This window comes from Brevundimonas kwangchunensis, from assembly GCF_039523815.1.
Lineage (GTDB): Bacteria > Pseudomonadota > Alphaproteobacteria > Caulobacterales > Caulobacteraceae > Brevundimonas > Brevundimonas kwangchunensis.
The window spans coordinates 310030-320080 of sequence record NZ_BAAAGA010000005.1 but is presented as its reverse complement, the minus strand read 5'-3'; the positions used below and the strand labels follow the sequence as shown (position 1 = coordinate 320080).

At 68.2% G+C, this 10051-nt stretch carries 10 protein-coding genes; 3 read left to right on the top strand and 7 right to left on the bottom strand.

The genetic code is table 11. The annotated features are described in order from the left end of the window. Window positions 1-27: 27 nt before the first annotated feature. Together ABDZ95_RS10710 and ABDZ95_RS10705 are read right to left on the bottom strand one after the other, a co-directional pair. Entirely contained in the window at window positions 28-435 is a 408-nt protein-coding gene (locus tag ABDZ95_RS10710) for an RcnB family protein (RefSeq protein WP_343793526.1), read from the bottom strand. A 124-nt stretch (window positions 436-559) separates the two neighbouring features. Then, on the bottom strand, window positions 560-1234 hold the full coding sequence (locus ABDZ95_RS10705; protein WP_343793524.1) for a P-loop NTPase family protein: 675 nt from the start codon (window positions 1232-1234) through the stop codon (window positions 560-562). A 200-nt stretch (window positions 1235-1434) separates the two neighbouring features. On the opposite strand from ABDZ95_RS10705, the gene aspS reads away from it, so the two are divergent. After that, window positions 1435-3264: an aspartate--tRNA ligase gene (aspS, locus tag ABDZ95_RS10700; RefSeq protein ID WP_343793522.1), complete on the top strand. Its 1830-nt coding sequence runs from the start codon at window positions 1435-1437 to the stop codon at window positions 3262-3264. Between the two features lie 57 nt (window positions 3265-3321). Here aspS and ABDZ95_RS10695 read toward each other — a convergent pair whose 3' ends face one another. From ABDZ95_RS10695 to ABDZ95_RS10685, 3 genes are all read right to left on the bottom strand, one after another. Beyond that, complete coding sequence (locus ABDZ95_RS10695; protein ID WP_343793520.1) at window positions 3322-4242, bottom strand: pentapeptide repeat-containing protein; 921 nt, start codon at window positions 4240-4242, stop codon at window positions 3322-3324. Between the two features lie 63 nt (window positions 4243-4305). Beyond that, complete coding sequence (locus ABDZ95_RS10690) at window positions 4306-4800, bottom strand: pentapeptide repeat-containing protein (RefSeq protein ID WP_343793518.1); 495 nt, start codon at window positions 4798-4800, stop codon at window positions 4306-4308. A 57-nt stretch (window positions 4801-4857) separates the two neighbouring features. Beyond that, complete coding sequence (locus tag ABDZ95_RS10685; RefSeq protein WP_343793516.1) at window positions 4858-7248, bottom strand: TSCPD domain-containing protein; 2391 nt, start codon at window positions 7246-7248, stop codon at window positions 4858-4860. A gap of 207 nt (window positions 7249-7455) precedes the next feature. On the opposite strand from ABDZ95_RS10685, the gene ABDZ95_RS10680 reads away from it, so the two are divergent. Together ABDZ95_RS10680 and ABDZ95_RS10675 are read left to right on the top strand one after the other, a co-directional pair. Then, window positions 7456-7848, top strand: coding sequence for an NADH:ubiquinone oxidoreductase subunit NDUFA12 (locus ABDZ95_RS10680; RefSeq protein ID WP_343793514.1), 393 nt, complete (start codon window positions 7456-7458; stop codon window positions 7846-7848). Next, entirely contained in the window at window positions 7845-8513 is a 669-nt protein-coding gene (locus ABDZ95_RS10675; protein ID WP_343793512.1) for a DUF2155 domain-containing protein, read from the top strand. Before ABDZ95_RS10680 ends, ABDZ95_RS10675 begins: the two co-directional genes overlap by 4 nt. Here ABDZ95_RS10675 and aat read toward each other — a convergent pair. Together aat and ABDZ95_RS10665 are read right to left on the bottom strand one after the other, a co-directional pair. After that, window positions 8480-9115, bottom strand: a complete 636-nt coding sequence (gene aat / locus ABDZ95_RS10670; RefSeq protein WP_343794289.1) for a leucyl/phenylalanyl-tRNA--protein transferase — start codon at window positions 9113-9115, stop codon at window positions 8480-8482. The two genes, ABDZ95_RS10675 and aat, sit on opposite strands and share 34 nt — an antisense overlap. 65 nt (window positions 9116-9180) lie before the next feature. Continuing rightward, window positions 9181-10051 (bottom strand): ATP-binding protein (locus tag ABDZ95_RS10665; RefSeq protein ID WP_486303255.1); only part of this gene is annotated, 871 nt, incomplete at its 5' end.

Genomic DNA, 10051 nt, shown 5'->3' with positions numbered 1-10051 from the left:
GGCGGGCGTCTCTCATTCAGATCGATCCTAGTTCAGCAGCGACAGGATCACGCCGGTGGCGATGGCGGCCATCACGACGTCACCGCTATCGGTGCGGTAGTAGCCGTACCCACGCGGCGGAGCGCGGTACCCGTAGCGCTGATAATCGCGAATGTGCCAGCTGCTGCGATAATGATGCGGGATCGTCTGGCCGCGGGCCCAGCGGCGATACTCGCGACGCTGCTCGCGCTCCCAGCGATTGCGATCGCGCTCATAGCGGCGCTGGTCACGTTCCCAGCGGCGATAGTCCTGACGGTCCTCACGTCGCTCCCAGCGCTCGTATCGACCATCGCGGTCACCGCGCCATTGCTGGGCGGCGGCGGCAGTCGGCAGGCCCGCGGTCACAACGGTGGCGAGGGCGAGAGCGGCGACGGTGAACGTCTTCTTCTTCAACATGACGGCTTCTCCTTTGACGGGCGCCTAAGCCTCGCGGCTGCGGCGACTTCCCGACCATGGAGCGATGTTCGGCTGCCCAGCCTGAACCCCAACTGAACGCGCGGTTCAGGGTTAACGACAGCGATCAGCCCAGGTCGTCGTCACTCGCGTCATCCAGCACTTCCCGCGCCAGAGCTCGCGTTACTGGCCGGTGCAGGGCGTCCAGCCTGCCCACGATATCGCCCGCGGCGGCGGCCGAACGGTCAATACGTCGAAGCAGGTAGGGGACGACATCCTTCGCCGGTCGAATGCCGCGCTCCGCAAAACGGGCATCCAGCATGGCGGCCAGCACAGCGTCGTCCGGCGCATCCATCGGCACGCTGATCACCGCATCCAGCCTCGAACGCAGGTCCGGAACCGTAACCTCCCAAGCTGACGGGGCAGGGCGCGACAGCATCAGCAGGGCCCCGCCCGGCGCTTGGGCGAGGTTGATCAGGTGGAACAGGGTCTCGTCGTCCGCGTCCATCGCCCGGTCCAGAAGCACCGGACGGCCCTCCAGTTCCAGCGGATCGATGAAGGCCGCTTCCTCGCCGTTCAGGGCGACGGCGCCGACCCGCTCGGCCCAGATCTGGCCCAGACGGCTCTTGCCGCATCCCGCCGGGCCGCAGATGGCCATCACTCCGCCGATCAGGCCAGGCCAGGCTTCCGTCGCCTCGACCGCCGCACGGTTGCTGTCAGATACGACAAAGCCGGCCTCGCCCTCTGGCAGGTCGGTCTGCAACGGCAGACGCATTTGATCGCTCGGAAGGGTGCGGCTCATGGTTGTTCACCATATCAGATCGACCCGGCAGGCAAGGAGAGGGCGTCTCGCGCTGGTGGACAAGCGTCGGCCGAGTGTGGACCGTGCACGGACAATCACGCGCAAAGGGCGTCAAACCTTGACTTTCGAGGGCGATAATGCGCCCTTCCGCCCCTCCCGAATTCCGCCCCTCGCGGGCCCGAATCCAGAACGAACCGACCATGCACGCCTACCGCTCCCACACCTGCGGCGCCCTCCGTTCGACGGACGCCGGCTCGAATGTCCGCCTGTCGGGCTGGGTGCACCGCAAGCGCGACCTTGGCGGCCTGCTGTTCGTCGACCTGCGCGACCACTACGGCATCACCCAGCTTGTGCTGCACCCGTCGACGCCGGGCTTCGAGATCGTCGAGCGTCTGCGCGCCGAGAGCGTCATCCGCATCGACGGTGAAGCCGTGATGCGTGACGCCTCGACGGTGAACCCGCTGCTGCCGACGGGCGAGGTCGAGGTTCGCGTCCAGTCGCTGGAGGTTCTCTCCGAAGCCGCCGAGCTGCCGATGCCGGTCTTCGGCGAGCAGGAGTATCCTGAGGAAATCCGCCTCGCGAACCGCTTCCTCGACCTGCGTCGCGAGCGACTGCACAAGAACATCGTCCTGCGCTCGAAGGTGATTTCCTCGATCCGCCGCCGCATGGTCGATCAGGGCTTCCTCGAGTATCAAACCCCGATCCTGACGGCCTCGTCGCCGGAAGGCGCGCGCGACTTCCTGGTGCCGTCGCGCATGCACCCGGGCAAGTTCTACGCCCTGCCGCAGGCTCCGCAGCAGTTCAAACAACTGCTGATGGTCTCGGGCTTCGACCGCTATTTCCAGATCGCGCCCTGCTTCCGTGACGAGGACCTGCGCGCCGACCGTTCGCTGGAGTTCTACCAGCTCGACGTCGAGATGAGCTTCGTCACGCAAGAGGATGTGTTCGCCGCCATCGAACCCGTCATGCACGGCGTGTTCGAGGAGTTCGCCGAAGGCCTGCCGGTTTCCCCGATCGACGGCAAACATACCTTCACCAACGACTTCGGCGACGAGTTCGAGCACGCCGGCTTCGAGCGCCTGACCTTCGCCCAGTCGATGGCCTGGTACGGCACCGACAAGCCGGACACCCGCAACCCGATCAAGATGCAGGTCGTGTCCGACCACTTCCGGGACGGCGGCTTCGGCCTGTTCGCCAGGATCCTCGGCGCGGACGAGAAGAACGCCGTGTGGGCCATTCCGGCCCCGACCGGCGGTTCGCGCGCCTTCTGCGACCGCATGAACTCCTGGGCGCAGGGCGAGGGCCAGCCGGGCCTCGGCTACATCTTCTGGTCCGACGATCAGGACGCCTGGGGCGGCCCGATCGCCAAGAACCTGGGTCAGGAGCCGACCGAGGCCCTGATGTCGTCGCTGGGTCTGGGCAAGGGCGACGCCGCCTTCTTCGTCGCCGGCCTGCCGACCGCCTTCGCCAAATTCGCCGGCCTGGCCCGCACCCGCGTGGGCACGGAGCTGAAGCTGGTCGACGAGAACCAGTTCAAATTCTGCTGGATCGTCGACTTCCCGATGTTCGAGTGGTCTGAGGAAGAGAAGAAGGTCGACTTCTCGCACAACCCGTTCTCGATGCCGCAGGGCGGTCTGGAGGCCTTGGAGACGCAGGATCCGCTGACGATCCGCGCCTATCAGTACGACATCGTCTGCAACGGTTATGAGCTGTGCTCGGGCGCGATCCGGAACCACAAGGCCGAGATCATGCTCAAGGCCTTCGGCATCGCCGGCTATGACGCCTCGGTCGTCGAGGACCAGTTCGGCGGCATGCTGAACGCCTTCCGCTACGGCGCGCCGCCGCACGGCGGTCTGGCCCCCGGCATCGACCGCATCGTCATGCTGCTGGCCGGCGAGACCGCCATCCGCGAGGTCATCGCCTTCCCGCTTAACCAGCAGGGCGAGGATCTGCTGATGAACGCCCCGACCGAGGCGCAGGAGCGCCAACTGAAGGACGTCCACATCCGCACCGCGCTGCCGCTCAAGTAACGGCGGGCCTTGGGCTGAAACGAAGAAAGGCCCCGCTTCGGCGGGGCCTTTTGCATTTCAGTGGCCGTTGCTGGCGACCACGATGTTTCTGACGCGGGGCGGAACCGGAGGCGCGGGCGGCGCCGGCGGGGCCGGCGGCGAAATGCGCAGCACGCTCATGCCGCGGCAGGTTCGGACCGTCAGGCCCGAGGGCAGGCGGGTGCCCGCGTCGCCGCAGGTGCGGCTGATCTGTTCCTGGGTCAAGCCGCGCGCGCCCGACAGGTCAGTCCCGCGGATGTCCGCGCGGTTCAGCTCGGCGTCGTGGAAGGCGGCGCCGGCGAAGTTGCCGCCGGTCAGGCGCGAGCCATTCAGCTCCGCATTGCGGAAGTTGGCCGAGCGGAAGTCGCCGTTGCTGAGATTCGACATCGAGACCTCTGCGCCGCTGAAGCTGGCGCCGCGGGCGTTGACGTTGGCGAAGGTGGCTGCGTTGGCCTCGGCGCCCGACAGATTGGCCCCGGACAGCACTGCGCCGTTCAGATTGGCGCCGTTAAGCTCCGCGCCGGTCAGGATCGCGCGGTCCATCCGGGCGCGGATCAGGGTGGCGCCCATGGCCGAGACGCCGCTCATCTGGGCGCTGGTGAAGCTGGCGCCGGTGAAGTTGGCGCCGGACATCTCCGCGCCGGCCAGATCGGCCCGGCTGAAGTCGCTGCCCGAGAAGTTCGAACCCACCAGTTCCGAGCCGCGCAGGTTGGCGCCGACGAGGGTGGCGTTCATGAAGTTCGCGCCGGTGAAGGCGGCGCCGGTCAGGTCCCGGCCCGACAGCTCGCAGCGATTGCAGCTGCCGCCGATCGAAACCATCCGGGCGATGTCCCGCTCCTGGAAGGAGAACTGGATTTCAGCCGAGGCCGGAGCCGCCGCTGACACGAGCGCGACGAGCGCCACCACGCCTGCGGCGGGAGCGAAGAAGCGACGGGAGAGGGCGGGGCTGATCTGGGTCACACCCCATACATGCCGACAAACCCCGGCAAACCCTACTTAAATCGTCGTAAGGTCAGTGGCGGATCAGCAGCGGCGGATTGTCAGGCCACGGGGCAACTTCGTCGCCTCATCCCCGCATGCGCTGTTCAACTGCGACTGGGTCAGGCCTGTCGCGCGCTCCAGCGACGCGCCGCCGAAATTGGTCCCGTCGAGGGTCGCGCCGCCGAAGCTGGCGCCGTCCAGATAGGCGCCGACGAAGCTGGCGTTGGTCAGGTTTGCGCCGGAGAAGTTGGAGCTGGAGAAGACGCCGCCGTAAGCTTCGACATCGCGCAGATCCGCATTCGAAAAGCGGGTGCGGTTCATGACGGCCAGACTCAGGTCCGCCTGACGCAGGCGCGATCCGGACAGGTTCAGACCGCTCCGCTCCAGTCCCGACAGCTCCGCCTGGAATAGATTGCAGCCCGGGCAGCTCGCGCCGCCGCGCACACGGCTGATCTGGCCCGCATTCTGGGCCGAGGCCGGCGCGGAGGCTGCCAGAAGCGCCAGCACGGACAGCGCGGCGAGGACAGGACGGGACATCAGATCGCTCCAGCGAAAAGGATCGCAGTGCGAGAGGCTTACCAGAGACGTCTTAACTTAGCCCTGCATTGAGGGCGACGCGCCGCAGGTATCGCAGACCCAGCCGGCTCCGCGGTGCTGCAGGGCGAAGTCGCCACAGGCGGGGCAGGCGACCGCCTCGGTCGGCTCGCCGGCGGTCGTCGTCGGCGTCTCGCGCTTCTGGCCGAACGGCAGGACGACCAGATTGTCCGGCGCGGCGCCGCGCGCAAAACCCTTGGAGATGAAGCGCGCCGCCGGCACGGCCTCCGGCTCGCCGCCCTCGGCTCCGCCCGAGCCCAGCCCGTCGCCGAGGCTCTCGGCATCGGCGTTCGCGAGTTCCGAGCGATCCAGATAGGACACGCCCAGTTCCCGGAAGATGTAGTCGAGGATCGAGGTCGCAGACCGGATCGAGTCGTTGCCTGTGACCCGCCCCGCCGGCTCGAACCGGGTGAAGACGAAGGCATCCACGAACTCGTCCAGCGGCACGCCGTATTGAAGGCCGATCGAGATCGCGATCGCGAAATTGTTCATCAGCGACCGGAAGGCGGCGCCTTCCTTGTGCATGTCGATGAAGATTTCGCCGAGCTCGCCATCCTCGTATTCGCCGGTGTGGATATAGACCTTGTGCCCGCCGACGGCCGCCTTCTGGATATAGCCCTTGCGGCGATCCGGCAGCTTGCGGCGCGTACGGTCGCGTTCGACCACCTTCTCGACAACGCGATCTACAGCCTGCGGCTCCGGCTCCCGTCGGCGCTCACGCGGCGTCTCGGCCTCGGGCAGGTCGAACAATGGCCCGGCCGGGGCCGGTCCGCGCTTCAGACGGACAGCGCGGGCGTCGGCCCGGGCCGCATCCGCCAGCGCCCGCGTCGCCCTCGCCGTCGTGGCGTTCCAGTCCAACGGCAGGGGTGAGAGATCGGGCAGGGCGCTGAACGGCTGCATGTCGGACCGAACAGCGGCCTCCCATGCGCCGACGTCAGCGAGCACAGGCCGGAGTTCAGCCGGTGCATCGGTCCAGCCGTTAAGGTCCGGGCGCCCGAACGCCCAGGCCTCGGCGGCCGCGACGTCCTCGGCGGTGAAGTCGAGGTGTTGGAGCACTTCGTCGCTCTCCGACGCGTCGATACCGAGCACATCTTGCAGGAAGCCAGGGTCGAGCACGGGGGCGCGGAAGGCTTCGGCGAGGTTCGACACCTGAGCCAACGCCATCTCGATCCCCTCCAGCTCCACATCGGTGAAGCCGCGGGTGCGCAGGGCGCCATGATCGATGCCGGGCGCGTCGACCAGCGTGCGCCGTCCGAACAGCCAGCGTTCGGCGTTCTCGACGTCGCCCCCGTGTCGGGCGATCGCCAGACTGATCGCCGGGTTCAGCCTTTGCTCGATTTGGCCATCCGCCGTCTGGAAAGGATCGATGGCCGAGAAGGCGCCGACACCCAGCCGCAGCCGGGCTTCGGGATCTTCGACGAACAGGCTCGCCGCCCCGGCGTCGGCCAGAATGGCGGCTGCGGTCCCTGCAAACCCGGCGTCGGGGCTTGCGAGAGCCGCCTCGGCAGCATCGACGATTGTGAGAGTCGCCGGAGCGTGCAGGGCCTCGACCCACAGGCCGGCCACCTCGGCCAAGGCCTCCTCGAAGTCGTCCCCGGTGAGCGTCTGCAGTCGGCGGGCAGAGATCATGATCCCGCCGCCACGTCCGGCCTCGGTCAAGGCTTCGGCGGTTTCCGGATCGAAGGTCAGGACCAGATCGCCGTCCAGCGCGGCCTGGGCCGCCAGCGTCGCCTCGGGCGCTCCCGACGCGATCAGGGCGCGATCGGCGAAGGCGAGGATCGGCGCAGGCTCGTCCGGCGCTGCGGGCAGGGCGGTAAATGATTCGCCGGCGATCGCCCGCACGATGTCCGCATCCGAAGCGCCCGCCCGCCGCGCGGCCAGGGCGGCGCGGGCCAGCGCGGGGTTGCGCGCAGGATCGCTGCAGTCTCCCCGCGGTCCCTCGCAACGGTCCACGGCCTGGGTCACCGCTTCGAGCGCCGACGCCGTTGCATCGATGGCGGAGGCCGCAAGCCGGCTCGCGCGCCGGCGCGCCATCTCATCTGCCAGAACCCTTCCGGAGGCCGGATCGCTGAGGTTCAGGGGCGGTTCGGCCGAGCAAATCGTTGTGTGGACGGGCGTGGCGACCCCCAGCAGCAAAGTCGCGGTCAGGTCGGTGGCTTCCGACGCCGGCAGGTCGAACCGCTGAACGAACGCCTGCGCCGCCCCGGCCAGCGGATCGGCGCCATCGAGCGGGAGGTCTTCGTCCGCAGCCCAGTCCAGCCAGGCCTCGACCTGCACGTCGCTCCAGCCTTCGGGCGCCAGCAGTTCGATGAGGGCGCCGCGATGCTCGAGCTCACGCGGCCGGCGCGGATAGAGCATCAGCAGATGGGCGAGGCTGGGTCGGGTGCGCATGCGGGTGACATCTCAACGCGGCTTTCCTCATCCTAACGGCCCGCAAACGCTGACCGCAATAAATCTGGCGGGTGCCTGGCCGGTTACCCCCAAGATGTTGATATGCGAGAGTTGCGCGACTCGCTGGACGCAGGGGCTTGCGGTTTCTATGATCGCGCCGCTGTCGTCAGGCCCTCCGGCCGACGCGAGACGAGTGGAATTCCCGACGTGCTAGGCAAGATCTTCGGTTGGTGGGACGGCGCGACCATCGGCACCCTGTTCACCATCGCCAAGCGCGGGACGCACGTCGGCACCGACGAGTTCGGGAACAAGTATTACCAGTCGCGCGACAAGGTCAGCTACGACGGCCGTCAGCGCCGTTGGGTCGTCTACAACGGTTACGCCGAAGCCTCGAAGGTGCCGCCGGACTGGCACGGCTGGCTGCACTACATCTATGACGAGACGCCGACCGAGCACCCGTTGCCGCGCCGCAAGTGGGAACTGGATCACCTGCCGAACCTGAGCGGCACGCCGATGGCGTGGCGTCCGAAGGGCTCGATGGCCGCGACGGGCCAGCGCCCGGCCGCAACCGGCGACTATCAGGCCTGGTCGCCCGAATGAACCTGCGCGGCGTCTTCGCTGCCGGCGTCGCCGCTGCGGCCGTTCTGGCCGCGGGGGGCGTCGTCGCATCGGCGCTGAACGACCTTCCGCAGGACGCGCGTCCAGTTCAGGACACCACGGCCGAGCTGAACCGCCAGCCGACGCCGCCGGCCCAGACCAGTGCGCCGCAGGAGACCGCTCCGGAAGCCGCGCCCGCACCGGCCGCTCCGGTGGCTGTCCCGACCCCGACACCGCCCACCGTCGTCATCGCCGAAGCTCCGGCTGAAGAAGACGCCGAGGAAGAGGCGCCCGTCGAGGAGAAGGCCGCGACCAAGGCCGAGGAGCCCGGCACGCCCGGCCGTCGCCAGCGCCGCCGCGTCGCCATCGTCGAGGCCGTCGACAAGATCACCGCCCAGCGCATGCGCTTCGAGGTGGAGGTGGGCGGTCGTCCCGTCCGCTTCCAGCGCACCCTGATCTTCACCGCCCGGGCCTGCGAGGTCTCCGCGCCGGACGAGCAGGTCGAGGACGCCATCGCCTATCTGGACGTCACCATCCAGCCGCGTGGCGTGCTGCAGGCGGCCGAGCCGCGCCAGATTTTCCGGGGGTGGATGTTCGCCTCGTCGCCCGCCGTCAGCGGACTGCAGCATCCGATCTATGACGCCTGGGTCGTGGGCTGCAAGGCGTAGAAGACCGCCTCTTCCCCAGTCATCGGCTCGAAGAGCGAACGGCTGTTCGGTCGTAGCGTTCGAGCTGCCGCCAGAAGCTTGAGATAGGCCGCCTGCGGCGTCTCCACCGCTCCGAACTGGGTCAGGTGGTCGGTCAGGAACTGGGCGTCCAGCAGACGCCATCCGCCGCGCTTCAGCCGGCCGACGAGATGGACGAGGGCCACCTTGGAGGCGTCCCGCTCGCGGCTGAACATGCTTTCGCCGAAGAAGGCCCCGCCGAGAGTGACGCCGTAGAGGCCGCCGACCAGCCGCTCGTCCTTCCAGCACTCGATCGAATGGGCCTGTCCGCGGGCGTTCAGCGCCATGTAGAGGCGGCGGATCGGGCCGTTGATCCAGCTGTCCTCACGCCCCGGAGCCGGAGCTGCGCAGGCGTCGAGCATGGCGCCGAATGCAGTGTCGACGCGAACCTCGAAGATATCGCTGCGAACCGTCCGACGAAGGCGCGTCGGAATGTGGAAGCGGTCCAGCGGAATGACGCCGCGCTGGTCCGGCTCGATGAGGAAGACCCGCGGATCGTCGCGGGCCTCGCCCATGGGGAAGACCCCACGGGCATAGCACTGCATCAGTTCGTCCGGACCGAAGGCCCCGAAGGGCTCGCTGGCGCTGAAGTCCGGTTCCTCCACTGCCGTCAGGCCGGGGCCTTCTGGCGCTTGGCCCAGTTCTCGAGCCAGTGGATGTCGTAGTCGCCCGACAGGATATCCGGCTCGGCCAGCAGCTTCTGGAACAGCGGGATCGTCGTATCGACGCCGCCGACGACCATTTCGCCCAGCGAGCGCTTGAGGCGCGCGATGCACTCCTCGCGGTCGCGGCCGTGGACGATCAGCTTGCCGATCAGGCTGTCGTAGTAGGGCGGGATCGAATAGCCGGTGTAGATGGCGCTATCCAGCCGGACGCCCAGCCCACCGGGGGCGTGGAAGTCGGTGATCGTGCCGGGCGAGGGCGTGAAGGTCTCGCTGTTCTCGGCGTTGATCCGGCACTCGATGGCGTGGCCCTCGAAGGTGACGTCGGCCTGGGTGAACGACAGCGGCAGGCCGGCGGCGATGCGGATCTGTTCGCGCACCAGATCGACGCCCGTGATCATCTCGGTGACCGGGTGTTCGACCTGCAGGCGGGTGTTCATCTCGATGAAGAAGAACTCGCCGTCCTCCCACAGGAACTCGATGGTGCCGACGCCCAGGTAGCCGATGGCGGCGATGGCCTTGTTGACCGTCTCGCCGATCTTCTTGCGACCCTCGGCCGACAGGGCGGGCGAGGGGGCCTCTTCCAGGACCTTCTGGTGACGACGCTGCAGCGAGCAGTCGCGCTCGCCAAGGTGCACGACGTTGCCGTGGCTGTCGGCGATGACCTGGATTTCGATGTGGCGCGGCTTCTGGAGGTAGCGCTCCATGTAGACGGCGCCGTTGCCGAAGGCGGCCAGCGCCTCGGACTGGGCGGTCTGGACGGCCTCGACCAGATCGTCGGCGGTCAGGGCGACCTTCATGCCGCGACCGCCGCCGCCG

Coding starts and splice junctions, on each gene's coding strand:
- ABDZ95_RS10710 (WP_343793526.1), bottom strand. CDS start 435: ATGTTGAAGAAGAAGACGTTCACCGTCGCCGCTCTCGCCCTCGCCACC.
- ABDZ95_RS10705 (WP_343793524.1), bottom strand. CDS start 1,234: ATGAGCCGCACCCTTCCGAGCGATCAAATGCGTCTGCCGTTGCAGACC.
- aspS (WP_343793522.1), top strand. CDS start 1,435: ATGCACGCCTACCGCTCCCACACCTGCGGCGCCCTCCGTTCGACGGAC.
- ABDZ95_RS10690 (WP_343793518.1), bottom strand. CDS start 4,800: ATGTCCCGTCCTGTCCTCGCCGCGCTGTCCGTGCTGGCGCTTCTGGCA.
- ABDZ95_RS10685 (WP_343793516.1), bottom strand. CDS start 7,248: ATGCGCACCCGACCCAGCCTCGCCCATCTGCTGATGCTCTATCCGCGC.
- ABDZ95_RS10675 (WP_343793512.1), top strand. CDS start 7,845: ATGAACCTGCGCGGCGTCTTCGCTGCCGGCGTCGCCGCTGCGGCCGTT.
- aat (WP_343794289.1), bottom strand. CDS start 9,115: ATGCAGTGCTATGCCCGTGGGGTCTTCCCCATGGGCGAGGCCCGCGAC.